Origin of the sequence: Pseudokineococcus lusitanus, assembly GCF_003751265.1 — a bacterium.
GTDB classification, from domain to species: Bacteria; Actinomycetota; Actinomycetes; order Actinomycetales; family Quadrisphaeraceae; genus Pseudokineococcus; species Pseudokineococcus lusitanus.
This window is the reverse complement of record NZ_RJKN01000010.1, coordinates 57,921-79,039: the sequence shown is the minus strand read 5'-3', so window position 1 is coordinate 79,039 and position 21,119 is coordinate 57,921. Positions and strand designations below refer to the sequence as shown.

Sequence of the window (21,119 nt, the reverse complement as noted above, 5' to 3'; positions counted from 1 at the left end):
GACGGGACGTTAGCCGTCCGCCCGCGCCGGCGACACCCCAGGACAGCGAGTCATGGAGATGGACGCCGCGTGACCACCCCGTGGACGGCACGAGCGGCCTCACCGACGGGGCGGGGAGCCGGCGTGGCGAGGACGACGACCGCGGCGACGACCCGGGCGCCCCCGCCGGCCAGCGCGTCGGCCGCCGCGGCGAGCGTGGCGCCGGTGGTGACGACGTCGTCGACGAGCACGCACACCGGCGGCGGGCGGCGCCGCAGGACGAGCGCCCCGGCCCGCGCCCGTCGCCGCGCCGCCGCGCCGCGACCCACCTGGTCCCCGGAGCCCGCCCGCAGCGCCAGGACGGGCGCGACGCCGCCCGGCCCGCCCGGTCCGGCCGCGCGGACCCACCGGCGCGCGAGGTCCTCGACGAGGTCCCCGCCGCGCTGCCGGACCGCCCGGCGGGACGAGGGCACCGGCACGAGGACCGGGCGCGCGCCGTCCGGCACGCCGACGAGCAGCCCCTCGGCCACCGCGGCGGCGCCGGCCCGCCGCAGCCCCGCCGCGAGCAGCGGGGCCAGGTCGTGGCGGCCGCGCTCCTTCCACGCCAGCAGCACGTCCCGGGCGGGACCGGCGTAGGGCGCCGCGGCCCGCACCGGCGGGGCGCCCGCCGCCGCGGCCGGCCGGAGCACCGGGCCCGCGCGGACCACCGTGGCGGCGCAGCCGGGGCACACGGGGACGTCGGGCTCCCCGCAGCCCGGGCAGGCCACCGGCCAGACGAGCCGGGCGAGCCCCGTCGCCGCGGCGCGGACGGGTCCCGGCGGGGCGGCGTGACGGGCGGCGAGGTCCACGCGCCCCAGCCGAGCGCACGGCCGGTGGCGGCGCGCCCGCCGCCACCCGCCGGTGGACGGGCCCCCGCCGCCACCGCCTGTGCGCGCCGGCGGGAGCGGTCAGCCGGGGAAGGAGGCGTCGACGCCCGCGGCGCCGGGGCGGGGGACGAAGGACCCGCCGGACCGCTGCAGGAGACCGCCGGCCGTCTCCAGGAGCACGGTCGAGCGCCCCTTCGCCGACGTGACGCGGACGGCGTCCTGCGGCACGTCGGTCGACCGGACGACGGAGCCGTCCACGGCCACTTCAAGGAGACGCAGCCGGGAGTCAGGGTCGGCGCCGTCCTGCCCGCGCACCCGGCCGAGCACCGCGACCGTCTGGCCGTCGACCCAGGTGACGTCGAGGGCGTCGACGAGACCGGGCAGCGGGTCGCCCGCCACCTCGACGCGGGCGGGCGACCCCCCGGGCGAGCGCTCGACCCCCGCGACGCGGAGCTGGACCGTGCCCGGCGTCCCGGCGGCGTCCGTCGACAGGACGGCGACCCGCGCGCCGTCGCGGGAGACCTGGAGCGCGTGGACGCGTCGGTCGGCCAGCCACGGCGCGTCGACCTTCGCGACGTCCCCGTCGGCGTCCGCGGCGACGAGACCGGCGTCGTCGCCGGCGCCGGAGCGGGCCGTCCAGGCCCAGCCGAAGCGGTCCACCGAGGGGCCCACGAGGTCCGTCCCGGGGGTGACGACCTCGAGGGCGCCCCCTGCTGCCCCGGCTGCCGTGCCGTCGGGCACCGTCGCCGCGTCCCGGGGGAGCCGCACGACGACCATCCCCGTCCGGTCGTCGACGAGGACCGCGAGGACGTCCCCCGCGACGGCCGGCAGGCGGGGGCGCCGGCCCGCCAGGTCCGGGACGCCGCCGAGGATCTCGACGCCCTCGCCGTCGAGCCGGGCGAGGCGCCCGCCCTCGACGACGACCGGGGTCCCCGTGACCACCGGGTCGTCGAGGACGTCGGCCGTGCCGGGCGGGAGGGTCAGCGCGCTGCCCTCGGCGGCCAGCCGCACGTCGGTGACCCCGGGCACCCCGCGCAGCGTCGCCGTCACCTGCGCCTGCATGAGCAGCCGCTGCTCGGGCGGCGCCGTCCGCGCCTCGGCCGACAGGTCGACGACCGCCGTCGTGCCCTCGACGGGGACCGCAGGCGGGTCGCTGAGGAGGGTCGTGCCCACGGGGAAGGCCGTCGAGACGGCGTCGGCGAGCCAGGCCGACCGGTCGCCGGTGGAGAGCAGCTCGCTGACGAGCAGGGTGGCCGTGGCCTGCCGCTGCGGGAACCACCGCGTCTCGGGCACGAGCGCCCGGCCGTCCGGCGAGAGGTGCTGCAGCTGGAAGGCCCCGTACTGCTGGTCGAAGAAGTTGCGGCTCACCACGACCTCGTCCGGCAGCTCCGTGATGCGCCAGGCCCCCGACACCCGGACGACGGTGACGTCCACGGTGTACGGCGTGCGCGGCTCCGCCGACGTCCACCGTCCCCGGTCGTCGACCACGCCGAGCAGCGGCGCCCGGACCGTGACGGTGCGCCTCTCCCCCGCCGTGGGCTCCGTCGCGCCGTCGCCCCGCCCCGGTCCCGCGGCGACCTCCCGGACCTCGAGTCCGCCGGTGGCGACGACGACCACCCGCCCGCCCGGCCGCCACGACGACGCCGCGGGGGCGGTGAGGAAGCTGCGCGCCACCGAGTAGTCGTCGTCGAAGGCGGCGGACGCCGTGAGCCAGCCCCGCACGACCGCGTCGGGCGCGGCGTTCTCCTGGGGCCCGTCGGGGATGATCCGCGGCGCCGGGTCGGCCGCCACCTGCGCGGGCCCCTCCTCGACCGGTCCCTCGCGGGGCAGGGTGACGCAGCCGGTGAGGACCAGCGCCGCGACGAGCGCGACGGCCGTCGCGACGACGCCGCGGGCGCGCCCCCGGTCAGCCACGTGACGTCCCCTCCGGCCGGGCGGGCGGCGGGACGACGGGGATCGACGCCGTCGCGATGGCGTCCGCCGCGGCCTCGGTGCCGGCGTCGCCCCAGGCCCCCGGCGAGCCGGCGGCGCTGGGCACGAGGACGACGGCCGTCGGGGACGTGGCGGGCGCCGCGGCCGGGTGGTCACGGGGCACGGGCGGGAGCAGGTCGACGGGCATGTCGAGGGGCGAGGGCCCCGGCTCCCCGCCGACGGCGCGCGGCAGGAGCAGCCGGAAGGCCGCACCGGACCCGGGACGCCCGACCACCTCGAGGACGCCGCCGTGCAGGCTCGCGTCCTCGGCGGAGATGGCGAGCCCGAGCCCGCTGCCGCCAGTCGTCCGGGCCCGTGCGGGGTCGGCGCGCCAGAAGCGGTCGAAGACCCGCTCGGCGTCCTCGGGGCGCAGCCCCACGCCGTGGTCGCGGACGAGCACGGCCACCTCCCCCGGCCCGCCGGCGAGGACGACCTCGACGGGGCGGCCCTCCGCGTGCTCGACGGCGTTGAGGACGAGGTTGCGCAGGATGCGCTCCACCCGGCGCGACTCGACCTCGGCGGTAACCGGGCGGGACGGCACCTGGCTCGTCACGGTGACGCCCTGCGCCTCCGCCACGGGCAGGGCCGTGGCGAGCACCCGGTCGACGACCGTGCGCAGGTCGACCTCCTCCGGGTCGAGCGCCGCGGCGCCGGCGTCGAAGCGGCTCATCTCCAGGAGGTCGGCCAGCAGCGCCTCGAAGCGGTCCATCTGCTCCATGAGCAGCTCGGCCGAGCGCGACGCCATGGGGTCGAGGTCGCCACGCGCCTCGTGGAGCACCTCCCCCGCCATCCGCATCGTCGTCAGCGGCGTGCGCAGCTCGTGCGAGACGTCGGAGACGAAACGCTGCTGGAGGTGGGACAGCCCGGCCAGCTGCGTGATCTGCCGCTGGAGGGAGTCCGCCATGTCGTTGAAGGTGCGGCCCAGCGCGGCGAGCTCGTCCTCGCCGCGGACGTCGACGCGCTGGTCGAGGTCGCCCGCCGACAGGCGTGCGGCCACGGCGGCCGTGTCACGGACCGGGCGGACGACGAGACGGGTGACGACCGAGACCACGCCCGCGAGGAGCAGGACGAGGAGGAGCCCGCCGACGACGAGGACCCGCTGGACGGCGTCGAGCAGCTCCTCCTCGCGCGAGAGGTCGGCGACGAAGTAGAGCTCGTAGGGGCCGGCCAGGGCCAGGTCCACGCGCTGGCCGACGGCGAGGCCCGGGGCGGTGCTGCCGTCGGCCTCGACGAGCTGCACGGGCGCCGCCTGCTGCTCGGGCTCCTCCCGCACGGCCTCCCGGAGCGCGTCCGGCAGGAGCGACGGGCCGAGGCCGGCGCTCGAGAGCCCGGCGACGGTCACCGAGGCGTCGCTGCCCGGCACCCGGAGGAGGAGGAAGCCGACGGAGGAGTCGCCGCCGACGGACTCGAGCTCCTCCTGGTTGTCGGAGACGAACTGCTGCAGGTCGCCCGCCGTGGGGACGTCGGCCTGGACGAGGCGCTCGGTGAAGTCCCGCGCGCCCTGGGCGGCGTCGGCGAAGGCCTGGGTGCGACGCGACTCGAAGAGCCGCTCGGAGATGGCATCGGCGAGGAAGCCGCCCACGACGGCCATGGTGAGGAGGCTGAGGACGACCGTGAGGCCGACCACGCGGACCTCGATCGAGCGCCGCCAGCGGCGGACCGCCGCCCGGACCGCGGCGCGGACCCGGCTGCGGTCCGCCACGGCGTCAGGCCCCGCCCGAGGGCTCCGGCGTCGCCGTGCCCGTGGGCGCCGCCGCGCGCGGCCCACCCGACGTCGCGCCCGCCCGGTAGCCGACGCCGCGCACCGTGAGGACGACCTGGGGGTTCTCCGGGTCGTGCTCGACCTTGCTGCGCAGCCGCTGCACGTGGACGTTGACGAGGCGCGTGTCGGCCTGGTGCCGGTAGCCCCACACCTGCTCGAGGAGGACGTCGCGCGTGAAGACCTGCCACGGCTTGCGCGCGAGCGCGGCGAGGAGGTCGAACTCCAGCGGCGTCAGCGAGATGGAGCGGTCGCCGCGCGTCACGGTGTGGCCGGCGACGTCGATGACGAGGTCCCCGGCGCGCAGCACCTCGGGCGCCTCGTCCTCGCGGCGACGCAGGCGGGCCCGCACGCGTGCGACGAGCTCCTTGGGCTTGAAAGGCTTGGGCACGTAGTCGTCCGCGCCCGACTCGAGCCCGGCGACGACGTCGGTGGTGTCGCTGCGGGCGGTGAGCATGACGATCGGGACGTCGGACTCCGCCCGGATCCGACGGCACACCTCGATGCCGTCGATGCCGGGGAGCATGAGGTCGAGCAGCACGAGGTCCGGCTTGACCTCGCGGAACTTCGCGAGCGCGCCACCGCCGTCGGCGCAGAAGGACGGCTCGATCCCGTCCGCGGACAGCACGATGCCGATCATCTCGGCGAGGGCGGTGTCGTCGTCGACGACGAGGACGCGGTGGCTCATGGGGCGCATGCTGTCATCCGGTGACGCCGGATCGACGGGAAGTGACGGCCTCCCGCCGCGCCGCACCTGGACGGGTGCCCCCCGATGGCATGCTCTCCCCCGCGCGACGGTGCGCTGCCGCACGCCCCGACCCCGGAGGAACCAGCACATGACCGACGCGACCGACACCTCGACCGCCGCACCGGCCCCGCGCATCAGCGTCGTCGGCACCGGCTACCTCGGTGCCACGCACGCCGCCGCGATGGCCGAGCTCGGCTTCGAGGTCGTGGGCGTCGACGTCGACCCGGCCAAGGTCGAGGCGCTCTCCGCCGGCAAGGTCCCCTTCTACGAGCCCGGGCTGCCCGAGCTGCTCGTCCGGGGCGTCGAGTCCGGACGGCTCCGCTTCACGACGGACCTCGCCGAGGCCGCCGCCTTCGCCGACGTCCACTTCGTCTGCGTGGGCACCCCGCAGCAGCCCGGCTCCAACGGCGCCGACCTCCGCTACGTCGAGGCCGCCTTCGAGGGCCTCGCGCAGCACCTGACGAAGGACGCGCTGCTCGTCGGCAAGTCGACGGTGCCCGTCGGCACGGCCGCGCTCATGGCCGAGAGGGTCCGATCCATCGTCCCGGCCGACGGCCCCCGCGTGGAGCTGGCGTGGAACCCGGAGTTCCTCCGCGAGGGCAAGGCCGTGCAGGACACGCTCGCGCCGGACCGCGTCGTCGTCGGCGGCGCGAGCCCCTGGGGCGAGGAGCTCCTGCGCCGGGTCTACGCGAAGCCGCTGGCCACGGGGACCCCCTTCATCGCGACGGACCTGCCGACCGCCGAGCTCGTCAAGGTGTCGGCCAACGCCTTCCTCGCGACGAAGATCAGCTTCATCAACGCCATCTCGCAGGTGTGCGACAAGGCCGGCGCCGACGTCACGGTGCTCGCCGACGCGCTCGGCCACGACGTCCGGATCGGGCGGCAGTTCCTCAACGCCGGCCTCGGCTTCGGCGGCGGCTGCCTGCCCAAGGACATCCGCGCGCTCATGCACCGCGCCGGCGAGCTCGACGCCAACTGGCTCGTCTCGCTCATGCAGGACGTCGACGAGATCAACATGTGGCAGCGCCAGCGCGTCGTCGACATGGCCGTCGAGGCCTGCGGCGGCAGCGTCCTCAACCGGCGCGTCGGCGTCCTCGGCGCGGCCTTCAAGCCCGACACCGACGACGTCCGCGACTCCCCCGCCCTCAACGTCGCCGCGGCGCTGCACCTGCGCGGCGCCCAGGTCGTCGTCTTCGACCCCGAGGCCGGCGAGACGGGCAAGCGCAGCTTCCCGGCCCTCGGCTTCGGCACGTCGACCGAGGAGGCGGTGCAGGGCGCCGACGTCGTCCTCGTCCTCACGGAGTGGCCCGAGTTCCGCACGGCCGACCCGGTCGCGCTGCGCGCCCTCACGACCGGCGCCACGGTGATCGACGCCCGCAACTGCCTGCCCGCGCAGGCGTGGCGCGACGCCGGCTGGACGTACCGCGGGCTGGGCGTGGCTCCGGTCCAGGGCTAGCTCATCCGCCGTCACGGCGACCAGGGCGGCGTGGAGGGGGACGACCTGCAGCCGCCGCACGGCGTCAGGCCTGCCCGGGGGGATCGGCAGCGCATGTCACGACTTCGACGCGGGCGTCGGCGGGAGCCGCTGCCCGGCGGTGCCACCGTCGACGCACCTCCCGACCAGGTCGGCACAGGGCACAGCGCGGCCTCCACCGCGGCCATCTCGCCGAAGACGGTCGCAGGCAGCGCCGGTTGGTCGGCGGCAGGACGTATGGGGTCCCTCGCGATCCAGACGGCCGCGGGACTCGTGCTCGCGCGATTGCTCTTCCCCGCCGACTTCGGTCTCCTCGCCAGCGTCTACGTGGTGACGGGCCTGACCGTCCTGTTCTTCGACCTGGGACTCTCGGGCGCCCTCGTCCGGTCGAGGAACCTCACCGAGGAGCTCAAGGCCACCGCCTTCTGGCTCAACGCCCTCGGCGGCCTCGTCTTCTTGGGTCTGCTCACGGCCCTCGGGCCGCTCGTGGCGGGCTTCTACGGCGACGACCGACTGCGATGGCTGCTGCCTCTCGCGGGTCTTCCCTTCGCCGTCGGGCTGCAGGTCGTGCACAGCGCCCTCCTGCAACGGCGCTTCGCCTTCCGAGCCTTGGCGTCCACCGAGCTCGTCGCCGCCGTCGTCGGCAACACGTTGGCGATCGTCGCGGCGGCCGGGGGCGCCGGGTACTTCGCCCTCGTGGTGGGGCCGCCCGTCCAGGCGCTGCTCCTCACCGCCATGCAGTGGCGTCTCGTCAGGTGGAGACCTCGGTCCTTCATCAGGATCGCGGCGGTCCGCGAGCTGTGGGGCTTCTCCGGCGGGCTGCTCGGCTACGCGGTGGTCGACTACGGCGTCCGGAGCCTCGACGTCCTGCTCCTCGGCCGCTTCTACGGCCCGACCGACGTCGGCCTGTACAACCGGGCGCACTCGCTGATGGTGCTCCCGGTCCAGCAGCTCAACTCCGTGCTCGGCCGGGTGATGCTGCCGACCCTCTCCGGCCTGGGCGACGACCTCCGAAGGGTCGGGTCTGCCTACCTGCAGGCGATGCGCCTCACCCTCTTCGTCGCCCTTCCCACTCTCGTCGGCATGGCGGCCACCGCTCCGGCCCTCATCAACACCCTGTGGGGCCCGCGCTGGCTGGACTCCACCGTGGCCTTCCAGCTCCTCTGCCTCGCTGGAGCGGCGCGCGTGCTCACGGGCGGCACCGGTTGGATCTACCAGTCGCAGAACCGGACGCCGCTGATGTTTCGGATGGGGGTGCTGACCGGCGTGGTGGTGGCCGCCGGCACCGTCATCGGGCTGCCGCACGGCCTCGTGGGCGTGGCAGCCGGGGTCACCGTCGCGACGTGGCTGACGGTCCCCTTCAACCTCCTGGTGCCCAGCCGCCTCGTGGGGCTGCCGGCCATGGCGGTGCTGCGGTCGAACGCCGCCACGATGCTGTGCACCGCCCTCATGGGGGTGTGCGTCTGGGCGGTACCCGTCGTATCGCCTCTCCGGGAGACGGCTGTCCTGACCCTTCTGCTGCAGGTCCTCGCCGGACTGCTCGTCTACGCGGCGATGGGCCTGCTGCTCCAACGTCCGTTGCTCCGCCAGCTGGTCTCTCTGCTCAGGAGGCGCCGTCGACGGTGAGGAGGTCGACCGCCGTCGACACCATGCGCGACTTGGGCTGCGGGCCCACGGCACCTGAGCAGGCGCAACTAGGGTCAGCCTCGTGGTGGACCGACGGATGGCCGTGGTCGTCCCTGCCTTCGGCAAGGAGTCACTCACGCGCCTGGTCGTCGAGGACCTAGTGCGTGAGCGGGACCTGGCACGAGTCGTCGTCGTGGACAACGCGGGTGACCTCGACCCGGCACGCTTCCCGACGGACGTCGAGCTCGTGGTACCCGGCTCGAATCTCGGCTGGCTGAGAGGTACGAATCTCGGGATGGAGCGGGCGCTCTCGTCCGGGGCCGCCTCGGTCATGGGGCTGAACAACGACACCCGGCTGAGCAGGTCTTTCGTCCGTGGGATGGCGGACGCTCTCGCGGCCCACCCTCTCGCTCTCGTGGGGCCCTGCTACGACGACAGCTTCGAGCACCAGAACCGTTACTACAGGGGCCATCCCGTCGACTTCCAGCCGCGATCCGTCGAGGTGTCGGCTCCCGCGATCGACGGGACCTGCTTCGCGCTCTCCTCGGCCCAGGTCCGGCAGACGGGTCTCCTGGACGCCCGCCGATTCGGGCGGCGGGGCTGGGGCGCCATCCAGGACTACGCGATCCGGGTGCGGCAGGCGGGCGGTCAGGTCCTGGTCACCCGCCGTGCGTACCTCGCACACGACCGCGGCTCGACGGCGAGGGCGTCGATGAGCTCGTACGAGCGCTACGCGGCCTCGGAGATGCGGATCGGCATGATGAGGAAGTACGGGCGGCGCTGGCGTAACGTCGTGGACACCGATGCCAGCGAGACCGACAGTGCCCGAAGGGTGCTCGGCGACATGACCAGAGCCGTGGAGGATCGCCTCGGCCTCAGCGAGACCTGGGTCGGTCGTCGCTGACGACCCCGTCGCCCTCTTCCGTCACTGCGGCTCACCCCAGTCCTCGGGCAGAGCCTGAAGGCGCTCCCAGGGGAAATCCCTCATTACGGCGTGACTTGCCGTGCCGTCGAGGACGTCGGCCCAGGGGTCGACGCCCGTCAGCGCTCGGTCCGGCTCGCCGCTGAGAGCGGCCACCGAGACAGCACCCGACCTGTCGCCCACGATGAAGCCGTAGGTCTGCGCAGCACGTGCCACAGCGGCGGCGACGGGATGGAGGTCGAGGGAGGCCACGTCCAGCCGCGGGTCCAACCTGAAGCGTGTACCCATGGCCGGTGCGCTCGACCGCATCGTGCTTCCGTCGCTCCGTTGGGCCGGGTAGCTGAAGGAGCTCCTGTGGGCGACCTCGGGCAGCGAGAGGGTGATCGCGTGACGGATCCGCCCGGTCGACACCTCCCGGGCGGACACGGCACCCATGGCCTCCGAGAGCCCGCTCGCACTGGCTCCCGTGCTGCCCGGGAAGACACCGAGGCTCTGAGAGACCCGGTCGAGACGACCGCCCCAGCACGCCTGCCACCCCTGCGACGTCCGGGACACCTTCCAGAGCTCCCAGAGCTGGTCGCCGTCCGGTGAGTAGATGGTCAGCTGGCGGTCGCCGCCGGGAGAAGGCACCGCGTCATCGGGGACCGGCACCTGCACGAGCGGCCCTCCCGGACCCACCATCGACCTGGGGACGTACCCCTTCTTCTGGCAGTCGTCGAAGCGGACGTCGACGCGGCGCTGGCCCGCCGGCACTTGGTAGGCGGAGACGTTGTACTGCCGGACGTTGAAGGCTGCGACACCCTTGTACCGCGAGGCGACCTGATGGACGACATCAGCGACGAGTGCCTGGCTGTCCCGGTGGAGAGGTGCGCCTGCCACCGACTGTGCGAAGACGTTGTGGCCTGTCGGCGTAGGCAGGACCGCTCCCGGGGTGGCTGCCGTCGCCCCGGGGGTGGTCGACAGGACGAGGCCGGTCGCCACCGTCGCGACTGCCAGCCACCGCCGCCGTCGCCCGCCGACGCGTCGTGGGAGGACCCCAGTCACGCAGCAGCCACCGCCCTCTTCGCCACGCGGGCGAACATCGCTGCCGCGTACGGGAGGTCGTCGACGAGGTAACGCCTGGCCATCCGGCGCGGCTCCATGGCCAGCCGGTGCGTCCACTCGAGGCCGCTGCGCTGCATGACCTTCGGAGCCCGCGCCACCTCTCCGGAGAGGAAGGTCAACGCGCCGCCGCAGCCGATGAACCATGCCGCAGGGAGGGTGTTACGGAGGACCCCGATGAGACGCTCCTGCTTGGGGAAGCCGAGTCCGACCAGGACGACATCGGGAGCCGCCGCCGACAGTGCGTCGACCATCTCCCGCATCCGGTCGCCGTCCCGCTCGAAACCGTGAGGAGGGCAGTGCCAGCCGGCGACCGTCAGCCCCTCGACCTCGGAGGTCAACCGCTCGGCGGCCTTCTCCGCCACACCGTCCTCGCCACCGAGGAGGAACACCGAGCGGCCCTCGCGCGCAGCAGCAGCCGGGAGTGAGTGCGCCAACGAGGCACCCGTGACGCGTTCGGGCAGAGGCCGACCCAGGAGTCGCGAGGCCCAGACGATGGGCATGCCATCGGCGACGACGAGGTCGGCCTGGTCGGCGATGGGCATCAGCGAGGGCCGACGAAGCTGGCGCAGGATGTCGACGTTCGGAGTCAGCAGCATGCCGCCCCGTCCGTCCGCCAGGGACGCGACGACGTGCTCGACGACCTGCTGCTCCGTCATCGCGTCGAAGGCCACCCCGTCGATGTCGACCTGTGCCAAAGACCGCTCTCTCGGACAGAGGCTTCGCCGGAGCTGGGGCGGCACGGAGGCGCTCTGGGGCGTCGCCGGGACCGGCTCGTCGAGGTCAACATCGACGGTGCCGCGTCGGGGCTCCGCCACCGCCCGCACCGTCGATCCGGAGGAAGTCGCGTCCATCTGCACACCCGGAGTAAATCGCACCTACAGGTAGTCACCGGACCGAGAGGGACAGAAGTCACAAGGTGTTCACAATCCGGACTCACCCGTGGCAGGACGGCGGCCGCGGCGCCGTGGATGGCAGATTGGTCACGTCGTCAGGCGGCGGCGACCACGACGCGAGGAGCAGACCAGTGCGCGACCGTTCGACCGCGACGGCGGCGACGACCGCCGAGCCCCCGGCTGCCGTCGCCGACGTCACCGTCGTCGTGCCGGCGCTCGACCGCGAGGACCGCGTTGGCGCGGCGGTCCGCAGCGCGACGTCACAGGTGCCCCCTCCCGCCCGTGTCCTCGTGGTCGACGACGGCTCGGAGGACGCGACGGCGGCGCGTGCGCGGGCTGCGGGAGCCGAGGTCCTGTCGGCCGGCCCTCGCGGGGGCAGCGGGCCGGCCCGCAACGTGGGCATCGCCTCGGCCACCACGACGTGGGTGGCCTTCCTGGACAGTGACGACGAGTGGCAGCCGGGCCACCTGGCCGGCCTCCTCGCCCGCGCCGGCGACCACGCGATGGTCACGGCGCCGGCGCTCTCGTCGCACGGACGGTGGAAGGGCAACAGCACCGGACGCCCGGCCCGGCTGAACCAGAGGGGACTTCTCGACCCGGTCAGCACGGTCATCACGAGCGGCACGATGGTGAGGCGGGACGTCCTCGACGCCGTGGGAGGCTTCCGAGACCTTCGTCGCGCCCAGGACCTGGACCTGTGGCTGCGGGTGCTCGAGCAGGGCTCGGGTCTGGCGCTCGACGTCGCGACGGTCACGTACACGGAGCACGCCGGTCAGGTCTCCGTCGACCGTGCGCTGATGCGAGCGCACTTCGACGATGTGCTGCGTCTTCACGCAGACGCCGCATGGATGAGCGAGCAGCTGCGTCGGCGGTCGTTGGTCAGGTGGCACTGGGACGACGCGCGCTCCGCCGTGGCAGCCCGTCGCCCCGCGAAGGCCCTGCGGGCCGGTGGGCTGCTCCTCCGTCGACCGGCGCAGCTGACCACCCTGCTCCGCCTCCTCCGTCAGCGTCGCCGCGAGCGGCTGATCAGCTCGCCGCCGGGCGGCTGACGAGGGGGCGGCCCCTCCTCTGCCGTCGGCTCCGGCCGGCCGAGCAGCCTGTCACGCAGCACGACGCCCGCAAGGACGAAGACGAGCAGGGTCGGCAGCGGGTGGGTGAGGGGGCTCACGAGGGCGGCGACTCCCCACGCGGCTGCGGCGGCTGTGAGGACCAGCCGCCAGCCCGGGAGATCGTCGTCGGCATCTCCCGGGGGGCGCCTGCGCACCGGCAGGGCGACGGCCGCGAAGGGTCCGAGCAGCACGACGGCTACCCAGAGCACCCCACCCGGCAGCCCGAGCTCGGCGGACCGCCCCAGCGGCACGTTGTGCACCTCGATCCGGACATTGGTGACCGGGTAGTCGTCCGCCTGCCTCACCCACTCGTGGCTCTCGCGCACGAAAGCGCCCCACCCGACGCCCGTCAACGGGTGCGCCTCGAGGATGCGCAGCGCGGCGTCGTTGACGTTGCGTCGGTCGTCGAGGGACCTGGTGGTCGTCAGGCGCTCCTGCGCGACCGCACCCAGCGAAGGCACTGCCGCGAGGATCACACCGCCGACGAGCAGACCCGCGACGGCCGCGACAGGGAGCAGCCGTCGCAGCACGGGGTGCTGGAGCGAGGCGACGACGACGCCGACGAGGGCGCCCAACCAGACCGACCGCGTCAGCGTGAGAAGCAGCGCGACCGGCGTCAGGACCGCCACGACGAGGGCGAGGGGGCGCCAACCACCCCGTCGCCCGGCGAGGAGGCAGGCCGCGGCGCCGCAGGTGACGAGGACGAGGCCGTTGGCCTCGCTGGACAGGAAGGGGCCGCGCGCACGACCCACGTGGATGCCCAGCGACGGGTCGACCACGTAGGACGGGACGACCCACGCGGGGGCCACCAGCTCGAGGACAGACGTGACGGCGAGGTAGGCCCCGAGACACGTCAGCCCCCGCAGCAGCAGGTCTCTGGCCGCCCGATCCGCGAAGACGACCGGTGCTACGGCGAAGAGGACGAAAGGCACGACGAGCCGGTCCGCGAGGGCGAAGACGGAATCGGCGTCGGCCCCCCCTCCTCCGATACGCCAGACGAGGGAGGATGTCGCCAGGAGGACCAGAGCGACCATCGACACGTGCACCACACGGAACCTGGCTCGACGTGGCCGCCATGCCCTCCGGTCCATCACCAGCAGGAGCAACGCGAGCGCGAGCACCGGGCGGTCGAGACTCACCGGCAGTCCCAGGAGGTCGGCGCGGCCCGAGAAGGCGCTCAGCAGCAGTGCTGCGGTGAAGAGCCAGACATGGGCAGGCGGCGTCCGCGGGCCTGCCGCAGGAGCGGCTGTCACGTCGACACTCATCGACGGGTTCAGGCGTCGAGGGAGCGGCGCGGCGCGCGCTCCCGCGCGACCGCGACGACGACCGCGGCGAGCCCACCCAGCACGAGGCCGATGAAGCCGTACCGCTGCACGTCGCCGACCGTGCTGCTCCGGGCGATGGCCGGCTCGGCGACCGCCACGAGCCGGAACGCCTCGTCCCGCTCCACGAGCGCGTCCTCGTACTGGCGGCTGACGGCGTTGCGCTCCGCCTGCAGGACGTCGACCTCGGCCTGGACGTCGACGTACCGCTCCTCCGTCTCCGTGGACGGTGCGACGGCGGACCCGTCGAGCACGCCGGCGAGGCGATCGCGCTCCCGCTCGGCCGTCGCGAGGCGACGTGACACGTCGCCCAACGCCTGCAGTGTGGCGTCGGGGTCGGCCGCGCTGTTGACCTCGGCCGAGCGGTCGACGAGCTCGTCACGGATCACCGACGCCGCCCGTAGGGCCACGTCCTCGGTGCCGGCCACAGCCTCGACCCTGAGGATGCTGGAGTCCGGGATGGGAGAGGCCGAGACGGACGAGACGTCCACCGCGTCGGGGCCGAGAAGGCCCTCGAGCTGCCCGCGGGCCTGGGTGTCGCCCAGGTAGCGCGCAGCGCTGGCAGCGATCTGCTCGACACCCAACGCGTAGCCCGGGATGCTCAGCGCGCGGACGTCGTCCGCCCCGACAGCGAGCCGCGTCTCGGCGGTGTACTCGTCCGGGAGGGCGAGCCCGACGACAGCCCCTACCGCGAGACCACCAGCGGCGATCGCGGCGGTCGCGGCGGGCCGCCGCCTCACCGCTCCCAGCGCTCCCCCGCTGTGCTGGTCCTCCGTCGACGTGTTGCTGGCCACGCTCTTCCCCCGGGTGTTTCGTCCGCCGTCACCGCAGCTGTCGGCTGCTGACGCAGAGTAGGGGTCTGACCGGACCGGGCCCCCGGACGTCCATCGTTCCCCCGTCGCGCGCCGTCCAGTCAGCGGCCGCTGTACCAGTCGGTCACCGTGGTGGGACCGAAGTAGACGGTGTGGGGAACCGCCCAGCTCTTCGTCCGGTAGATGCCCTGCTTGAGGTAGGCAGGGTCCGCCTGCCCGTTCACCACGTCGAGCGTCGGAAGGTAGCTACGAGGGGTGACCATCTGCCCGTCCCGGTACACCTCGACCCATCCCTCACGGGCACTGGTGGAGTAGTGCAGGCCGAAGGTGAAGTGGGTCCACCGACCCGGCACCACTTCTCCGAGATCGCCGTTGGGCACGAAGGACTTGAGCGCACCGTTGGCGCCTCCCACGATGAAGTGGTCGCGCTTGATCTCGAGGGCGACGGGCGGCGAGCCACCACGGAAACCCTTGAACTGCGTGAGGGTCATCCACTTGGTGTCCGTCGCGAAGGTGTGCCCCTCCGGCACCAGCACCGCAAAGCTGTAGTAGCGAGTGCTCCCTGGCGGATCCGGCCAGTCACCCGGCTCGGTGGTGCTGGCTCGCTCGGGGTACCGGCCGTAGACCTCGGCACGGTTGCCGCTGACACCACCGGTGACTGTCACGTCACCGTCCTCGGCGCCCGGCGCCGACTCGTACCGCTCCAGGTGGACGGACATCACGCCGCCACGAGGCTTCTCCGGGCCGGTACCCGGCACCTTGCCCGCCGGCAGCTGCTTGATGCGGTCGGTCAGCACCGGGCCGCCGCGTCCCCTCGTCGGCTCCTGCTCCGCCACCCAGCCGGTGATACCCCCGACGAGGTCAAGACCGGCACTGCCGTAGGCGCCCCGCATCAGCGTGGTCGGGACGATGTGCGGTGCGGCGCAGACGGCAGCACCTGCGACGACCGGGGCGGGCCGCCCCACGGACGACGCCGCGACGGCGGGCGGCGACGACGGCTCGGCGACGGCCGCCGAGACGGGGAGGAGGAGGCCTGCACCCACCAGCACGGCGGAGGCGGCGGTGATCCGACGGCCGCGGGACGAGTTGGCGCGCGGGCCATGGCGGCGATGGCTCACCGCGGATGGCCGGTGGAGGGCCCAGAGGGCGCGAGAAGTGGTCATGTCCCGGTCATCGAACGTCCCCCGACCGGCGACGAGCCCTGGTACACATGGTTCCCCGGCGCGGCGTAGCGTCACTCGCCTGTCCGGGTGACCGACCGCCCGGGCCTTTCAGCCCGTCCGGAGAAGCATGTCGACACCACGGCCCGGCCGCCGCTACCTCGTCGTCTCGCCCTGCAAGGACGAGGCTGACCTGCTGCCGGTCACTGCGGCCTCCATGCTGGCCCAGACGGAACGCCCTGCGCTGTGGCTGGTCGTCGACGACGGCTCGGACGACCGGACCCCCGACCTGCTCCGGCACCTGGCCTCCCAGCACAGCTGGGTGCGAGTGCTCACGAGACCCGCCGGCACGCCGCGACGTCTTGGCTCAGGCGTCGTCGAAGCCTTCGACGCAGGTCTTGCGTCCGTAGGACCGCTGACCGACTTCGACTACGTCTGCAAGCTGGACCTCGACCTCCGGCTGCCCACGTCCTACTTCGCCGGCCTCATGGACCTCCTGGAGGCGGATCACGCACTGGCAAGCGTCAGTGGCCGTCCGTGGTTCCGCCGCCCCGACGGCACGGTCGCCTGGGAGCGGTGCGGCGGCGAGAACTGCGTCGGTATGGCGAAGTTCTACCGACGGGAGGCGTACGAGGACATCGGCGGTTTCGTGCCCCGCCTCATGTGGGACGGCATCGACTGCCACGAGAGCCGCCGGCGAGGTTGGAGGTCCGCGGCAGTGCCCGACGACGCCCTCGCCTTCGAGCACCTCCGCCCCATGGGCTCATCCGACCGGGGCGTCCTGCGCGGCCGACGTCGCCACGGGCACGGTCAGTACCTCATGGGGTCGAGCCCTCTGTTCGTCCTCGCGAGCGCAGCACGTCGGCTGGCCGATCCGCCGGCTCTGCTCGGCAGCCTCAACATGCTGGCGGGCTGGGCCTGGGCAGCCGTCACCCGGGTCGAACGGCACGGTGACCAGGCCTTCCGTTCATCCCTGAGGCGCTACCAGCACGAGTCGCTGGTGCTGGGGAAGCACCGTGCGACCGAGCGAACGCGTCAGAGGGCCATGGCCGGTCGCGGTGGCCCCGCCTGATGCCTGCGGTCGCCTACCTCGTCAGCCAGCACCCCGCGCTGTCACACGCCTTCATCACCCAGGAGATCCGCGCCCTGGAGGACCGCGGCTGGACGGTCCAGCGCTACTCGGTGCGCCCGCCCGACCCGGAGCACCTGACGCTGGCGCCCGTGGCGGCGGAGGCGCGCCGCACGACGGTGCTCAGGGGCGCCGTCGGCGCTGGCGCGCTCGCCCTCCTCCGCGCAGCGGTGCGGAGTCCTCACGCCACGGCATCGATGTCGCGCAACGCCCTCCGGGTCGTACGCCCCCACGGCGGGCGTGCCGTCGGGGTCCGCGCTCTTGCCCTCGCCGTCGCGACTCGCGCCTCGTACCTGCTGCAGGCGGCGGTCCTGGCGGAGCGGCTGGACGCGTCAGCGGTGCGCCACGTCCACGTCCACTTCGCCAACAACGCGGCCGAGGTCGCCCGGCTCGCCTGCGGGTGGCTGACGGCGGCCGGCCGGCCGACGAGCTACAGCCTCACCCTCCACAGCATGGCGATGCACGGGTTGCGTCATCGACCCGACGACGACTGGCCGGACGGCGGCGCACTGCGGTGGGGCCCGCTCGCCGACAAGGTGCGGGGCGCGGCGTTCACGGCCTGCATCAGCGAGTTCTGCCGTCAGAGGGCCCGCGAGGTGCTCGACGGGCTCTCTGCCGACCTCCCGATCGTCCACATGGGCGTCGACGTCGGACGGTTCTCGCCCTCGCCCGCCGAGACCACGGGTGGAGAGCCGGCTGACCCAGCCGTCCTCCTCTTCGTCGGCCGGTGGGCGGAGGAGAAGGGCACGGGTGCACTGCTCGACGCGGTCGACCAGCTGCTGGACGAGGGCCTCGACCTCCGCCTGCTCGTCGCCGGCGACGGCCCCCTTCGAGACACGCTGAAGGCGCGCGTCTCCGGCTCCTCCCGGCTCTCCCCCGCGGTGGAGCTGCTGGGCCCGGTGGCGAACGACGCGCTGCCCGACCTCTACCGCGGGGCAGATCTGCTGTGCCTCCCGTCGACGGTCGAAGGCGTGCCCGTGGTGCTCATGGAGGCCATGGCCAGCGGCCTGCCGGTCGTCAGCACCCGGATCGACGGCATCCCCGAACTGGTGGAGGACCAGGTTTCTGGACTGCTGTGCACACCCGGGGACCACTCGGGCCTCGTCTCAGCCATCCGCGACCTGCTCCAGGCCCCGGAGCGACGTGCACGCATGGGCGCTGCCGCCCGCGCTCGTGTGCTCGACGCCTTCGACTCGAGCCGCGAGGTGGTCCGCTTGGAAGAACGCTTGCGTGCAGCCGCGGACGCCTGACGCGTCGGCGTGCCTCCGTCAGAGGAGGCGGGCGGGAGCCGCGGCCACCACTGCACCCGCCGGCACGTCGTGGATGACGAGCGCGAGCGCCCCGATCCGGGCGCCGTCCCCGACGACGACCGGTCCGAGCACCTGCGCGTACGCCCCCACCTCCACGTCGTCGCCCAGCGTGGGTGCTCCGGCTCCGGGACGCCGTTCACCGAGTGTCACGCCCTGACGGAGCGTGCATCGGGCCCCGAGCCGGGCCCGGGGATGGACGACCACCGTGCCGGCGTGGTGCACGCGGAGACCGGGCCCCACGACGACCTCCTTGGGCAGCTCGAGGCCTGTGATCGCGACGGCGGCGCGGTGCAGCGGCCAGTAGAGGCGGCGAGCGACGCGTCCCGCCATTCCCGTACGACCGTCGGCCCAACGCCCGGCGCGGTGCAGCGCGAGCGCCCACACCGACCACTCACGGGCCAGCGCGCGCCGACCACCTGCCCGTCCGAGGTCCACGGCGAAGGGAATCACCACCTCGTCGCGCCACCCGTTCACGAGGCACCCCTGCTGCCGAGCACGCGACCGGGGTTACCTCCCACGACGGAGTAGGGCTCGACGTCCTTCGTCACGACGCACCCCGCCGCGACGATGCTGCCCTGGCCGATCCGGCGACCCGGCAGCAGCACGGCGTTCGCGCCGATCCAGACGTCGTCCTCGATGACGACCGGCCGCGGCCGTGTCAGGCCCTGCTCACGCATGGGGCGGGAGACGTCGTCGCTGACGTGGTTGGTCGCGAGGACGACGACTCGCGGCCCCATCATCACGTCGTCGCCGATGACGACCTCGCCCATGAGCAGGGCGTCCTTGCCGACGCCCGAGCGCGAGCCGATCGTCACCGCGCTGCCCGACCCGAACCACGCCCCCTGCTCCACGTTGACGTCGTCGCCGCAGGAGCGGAACAAGCGGCGGCAGGTCGCGGCCCGAGCGCGACGTGCGATGCCGCCACCAGGCGCGATGGACCAAGGGAGGTGGCGGGCCACCCCGTAGTAGCCGACGTAGCTGAGCGCCTGGACGAGGGACCGCGGATGCCTCAATGTCCACCCTCCGTGAACGTCTCAACTGACAGCGACGAACCGTACCGGCACTCGACCTGCCGCCCCGTGCACCAGGACGAGGATCAGTACGCGCCCTTGCCGCGCACGACCGAGCCCACGGTCTTCCAGAGGATCATCGCGTCGGTCGCGGGCGACCAGCTCTCGACGTACCGCACGTCGAGGCGCTCCGACTCCTCGGCCGACAGGTGCGACCTGCCGCTGACCTGCCAGAGACCGGTGATGCCGGGCTTGACGGCGAACCGGCGGTGCATGTCCTCGCCGTAGCGCTCGACCTCCGAGGCCAGCGGAGGACGCGGGCCGACGAGCGACATCTCGCCGCGCAGGACGTTGAACAGCTGGGGCAGCTCGTCGAGCGAGTACCGCCGCAGCACGCGTCCGACCGTCGTCACGCGCGGGTCGCCCTTCATCTTGAAGAGGACCCCGTTGCCCTCGTTGACGGCCATGAGCGCCGCGAGCTCCTCGTCGGCGCGGTCCACCATGCTCCGGAACTTGAGCATGGGGAACGGCCGGCCATCGGCGCCGACGCGCTCCTGGCGGTACAGCACCGGCCCCGGGCTCGTCGTGCGCACGAGCACGGCGACCGCCACGAGCACCGGCGCGAGGGCCAGGACGGCGAGCAGCGCGCCCACCCGGTCGACGCCGCCCTTGACGACGCGGTGCAGGCCCCTCAGCTCCGGTCGCTCGAGGTGCAGCAGCGGCAGGCCCGCGACGGGCCGGATGGCCACGCGAGGGCCGGCGACCTCGGCGATGCCCGGGGCGACGACGAGCTCCGCGGTCGTCTCCTCCAGTCGCCAGCCGAGACGGCGCAGCCGGCGGCTGTCCATCTCGGCGCAGGGCAGCACGGCGACGGTGGCGATGCCCTCCCGGCGTACCACCTCGACGACGTCGTCCATCCCGCCGAGCACGGGGACCGGGAGCTCGCGCACGAGACCGTCGGCGTCGACGAGCGACGACGACGTCGTGCAGCATCCGACGACCCGCATGCCCTGCTGCGGCGAGAGCGCGAGCTGCTCCACGAGGTCACGGACGCCCTCGGCGCGGCCCACGACGAGGGTCGGCACCGTCCGCCGGCCGGAGCGACGCAGGACGTGGACGCGGTGGCGGGCGGCCAGGCGCAGGGCGAGCGTGAGCAGCAGGGCCAGCGGCACGGCCGTGACGACGTAGCCGCGCTCGACGGAGAGGCCGAGGACGTAGGCCGCCGTGGACACGGCGGCGACGGTGGAGACGCCGGCGACGGCGACCCGGCGCAGCTCCTCCGGACCGCTGAAGAGGAAGCGGGCCTCGTAGGCCCGCGTCGAGGCGATGACGGCGACCCACAGCACGGGCAGCAGGACGACCGACAGCGCCGGGTCCCCGAAGACGTGGACGAGCCACGCCGTCAGGCCGCCCTCGTCCCAGAAGGTCGCCGCGTGTGCCGCCAGACCGGCCGCGAAGGCCGCCCCGGCGTCGAGGACGGGCAGGCGCCGGGTGTAGCGGCGGACCCACCCGCGGTCGCGGACGTCCTCGACGACCCGCTCGCGGCGCAGGACTGCCGGCGCCCGCCTCGGGGTGGGAGGGGCGACGAGGGAGGCCACCGCGGGAGGTGGTGCCGTCGTGCCGTGCGGCCCCGCCGGTCGCGGGACGTCGGCGACCGAAGGTCCGGGTCTTCCGTCCATGGCACTACTCCCCCGTCAGCGGCGCCGATCCGGCCCGTCCGTCACCCCGTCGTCCTGGACGCCGCTGTCCGTAACGGACTGTACGGGGCCGACTACGCCGTTGGAGGCAACTGTCCGTAAAGGTCGCACGTCCCTCGCCCATGCCTCCCGGCGTCCGGGCCCCGCGGGGCCGTGCGTGCCAAGATCGGGAGCGGCCGCGGCACGCGGTGCGGACGTGGGCCGGTGCCCGCCAGGGGGAAGGACGCA

The 21,119-nt window shown here is 74.0% G+C and carries 17 protein-coding genes and 1 pseudogene; 6 read left to right on the top strand and 12 right to left on the bottom strand.

The annotated features are described in order from the left end of the window. Nucleotides 1-50: 50 nt before the first annotated feature. The 4 genes and pseudogenes from EDC03_RS16150 to mtrA form a co-directional block, all read right to left on the bottom strand. A complete protein-coding gene (locus EDC03_RS16150) occupies nt 51-827 on the bottom strand; it encodes a phosphoribosyltransferase family protein (protein ID WP_123381291.1) in 777 nt (258 codons plus the stop codon). A 99-nt stretch (nt 828-926) separates the two neighbouring features. After that, nucleotides 927-2,759, bottom strand: a complete 1,833-nt coding sequence (locus EDC03_RS16145) for an LpqB family beta-propeller domain-containing protein (RefSeq protein ID WP_123381290.1) — start codon at nt 2,757-2,759, stop codon at nt 927-929. Further along, complete coding sequence (gene mtrB, locus EDC03_RS16140) at nt 2,752-4,518, bottom strand: MtrAB system histidine kinase MtrB (RefSeq protein WP_148058122.1); 1,767 nt, start codon at nt 4,516-4,518, stop codon at nt 2,752-2,754. The genes EDC03_RS16145 and mtrB overlap by 8 nt, the downstream gene beginning before the upstream one ends. Before the next feature lie 76 nt (nt 4,519-4,594). After that, nucleotides 4,595-5,263 (bottom strand): annotated as a pseudogene (mtrA, locus tag EDC03_RS16135) (MtrAB system response regulator MtrA); the annotation flags it as partial. Nucleotides 5,264-5,411: 148 nt separating this feature from the next. Between mtrA and EDC03_RS16130 the strand changes: the two are divergent. From EDC03_RS16130 to EDC03_RS16120, 3 genes are all read left to right on the top strand, one after another. Then, the gene (locus EDC03_RS16130) at nt 5,412-6,779 is read left to right on the top strand and encodes a UDP-glucose dehydrogenase family protein (RefSeq protein WP_123381287.1); all 1,368 of its coding nucleotides are present in this window, start codon (nt 5,412-5,414) and stop codon (nt 6,777-6,779) included. A 255-nt stretch (nt 6,780-7,034) separates the two neighbouring features. Then, nucleotides 7,035-8,423, top strand: a complete 1,389-nt coding sequence (locus tag EDC03_RS16125) for a lipopolysaccharide biosynthesis protein (RefSeq protein ID WP_158674340.1) — start codon at nt 7,035-7,037, stop codon at nt 8,421-8,423. A gap of 82 nt (nt 8,424-8,505) precedes the next feature. Beyond that, nucleotides 8,506-9,327 carry a glycosyltransferase family protein gene (locus EDC03_RS16120; RefSeq protein WP_148058120.1) on the top strand — a complete coding sequence of 274 codons (822 nt, stop codon included), beginning with the start codon at nt 8,506-8,508 and terminating at the stop codon, nt 9,325-9,327. Nucleotides 9,328-9,348: 21 nt separating this feature from the next. On the opposite strand, the gene EDC03_RS16115 is transcribed toward EDC03_RS16120, so the two are convergent. Then, nucleotides 9,349-10,326, bottom strand: a complete 978-nt coding sequence (locus EDC03_RS16115) for a hypothetical protein (RefSeq protein ID WP_123381284.1) — start codon at nt 10,324-10,326, stop codon at nt 9,349-9,351. Nucleotides 10,327-10,385: 59 nt separating this feature from the next. Next, nucleotides 10,386-11,300, bottom strand: a complete 915-nt coding sequence (locus EDC03_RS16110) for a WecB/TagA/CpsF family glycosyltransferase (protein ID WP_199720336.1) — start codon at nt 11,298-11,300, stop codon at nt 10,386-10,388. Between the two features lie 173 nt (nt 11,301-11,473). Here EDC03_RS16110 and EDC03_RS16105 point away from each other — a divergent pair, with 173 nt between their 5' ends. After that, a complete protein-coding gene (locus EDC03_RS16105) occupies nt 11,474-12,391 on the top strand; it encodes a glycosyltransferase family 2 protein (protein WP_158674339.1) in 918 nt (305 codons plus the stop codon). On the opposite strand, the gene EDC03_RS16100 is transcribed toward EDC03_RS16105, so the two are convergent. From EDC03_RS16100 to EDC03_RS16090, 3 genes are all read right to left on the bottom strand, one after another. Further along, nucleotides 12,346-13,716, bottom strand: coding sequence for an O-antigen ligase family protein (locus EDC03_RS16100; RefSeq protein ID WP_123381282.1), 1,371 nt, complete (start codon nt 13,714-13,716; stop codon nt 12,346-12,348). The two genes, EDC03_RS16105 and EDC03_RS16100, sit on opposite strands and share 46 nt — an antisense overlap. Before the next feature lie 8 nt (nt 13,717-13,724). Beyond that, a complete protein-coding gene (locus tag EDC03_RS16095) occupies nt 13,725-14,567 on the bottom strand; it encodes a hypothetical protein (protein ID WP_148058119.1) in 843 nt (280 codons plus the stop codon). A gap of 119 nt (nt 14,568-14,686) precedes the next feature. Next, the gene (locus EDC03_RS16090) at nt 14,687-15,748 is read right to left on the bottom strand and encodes a heparin lyase I family protein (RefSeq protein ID WP_123381280.1); all 1,062 of its coding nucleotides are present in this window, start codon (nt 15,746-15,748) and stop codon (nt 14,687-14,689) included. A 127-nt stretch (nt 15,749-15,875) separates the two neighbouring features. Here EDC03_RS16090 and EDC03_RS16085 point away from each other — a divergent pair, with 127 nt between their 5' ends. Both EDC03_RS16085 and EDC03_RS16080 read left to right on the top strand, forming a co-directional pair. Further along, nucleotides 15,876-16,817 (top strand): glycosyltransferase family 2 protein, encoded by a 942-nt coding sequence (locus EDC03_RS16085; RefSeq protein ID WP_123381279.1) that lies wholly within the window; start codon nt 15,876-15,878, stop codon nt 16,815-16,817. Continuing rightward, nucleotides 16,817-18,124: a glycosyltransferase family 4 protein gene (locus EDC03_RS16080; protein ID WP_123381278.1), complete on the top strand. Its 1,308-nt coding sequence runs from the start codon at nt 16,817-16,819 to the stop codon at nt 18,122-18,124. Before EDC03_RS16085 ends, EDC03_RS16080 begins: the two co-directional genes overlap by 1 nt. A gap of 18 nt (nt 18,125-18,142) precedes the next feature. Here EDC03_RS16080 and EDC03_RS16075 read toward each other — a convergent pair whose 3' ends face one another. The 3 genes from EDC03_RS16075 to EDC03_RS16065 all read right to left on the bottom strand — a co-directional run bounded on the left by EDC03_RS16075 (nt 18,143) and on the right by EDC03_RS16065 (nt 20,792). After that, nucleotides 18,143-18,514 carry an LbetaH domain-containing protein gene (locus tag EDC03_RS16075; protein WP_199720335.1) on the bottom strand — a complete coding sequence of 124 codons (372 nt, stop codon included), beginning with the start codon at nt 18,512-18,514 and terminating at the stop codon, nt 18,143-18,145. A 140-nt stretch (nt 18,515-18,654) separates the two neighbouring features. Next, the gene (locus EDC03_RS17965; RefSeq protein WP_241967227.1) at nt 18,655-19,035 is read right to left on the bottom strand and encodes an acyltransferase; all 381 of its coding nucleotides are present in this window, start codon (nt 19,033-19,035) and stop codon (nt 18,655-18,657) included. A 245-nt stretch (nt 19,036-19,280) separates the two neighbouring features. Then, nucleotides 19,281-20,792 (bottom strand): sugar transferase, encoded by a 1,512-nt coding sequence (locus EDC03_RS16065; protein ID WP_199720334.1) that lies wholly within the window; start codon nt 20,790-20,792, stop codon nt 19,281-19,283. Nucleotides 20,793-21,119: the final 327 nt, after the last annotated feature.

Excerpts from the sequence above, each read along its gene's own strand:
- EDC03_RS16130 (WP_123381287.1), top strand. The coding sequence starts at position 5,412 with ATGACCGACGCGACCGACACCTCGACCGCCGCACCGGCCCCGCGCATC.
- EDC03_RS16125 (WP_158674340.1), top strand. The coding sequence starts at position 7,035 with ATGGGGTCCCTCGCGATCCAGACGGCCGCGGGACTCGTGCTCGCGCGA.
- EDC03_RS16110 (WP_199720336.1), bottom strand. The coding sequence starts at position 11,300 with ATGGACGCGACTTCCTCCGGATCGACGGTGCGGGCGGTGGCGGAGCCC.
- EDC03_RS16100 (WP_123381282.1), bottom strand. The coding sequence starts at position 13,716 with ATGAGTGTCGACGTGACAGCCGCTCCTGCGGCAGGCCCGCGGACGCCG.
- EDC03_RS16090 (WP_123381280.1), bottom strand. The coding sequence starts at position 15,748 with ATGACCACTTCTCGCGCCCTCTGGGCCCTCCACCGGCCATCCGCGGTG.
- EDC03_RS16085 (WP_123381279.1), top strand. The coding sequence starts at position 15,876 with ATGTCGACACCACGGCCCGGCCGCCGCTACCTCGTCGTCTCGCCCTGC.
- EDC03_RS16080 (WP_123381278.1), top strand. The coding sequence starts at position 16,817 with ATGCCTGCGGTCGCCTACCTCGTCAGCCAGCACCCCGCGCTGTCACAC.
- EDC03_RS16075 (WP_199720335.1), bottom strand. The coding sequence starts at position 18,514 with ATGGCGGGACGCGTCGCTCGCCGCCTCTACTGGCCGCTGCACCGCGCC.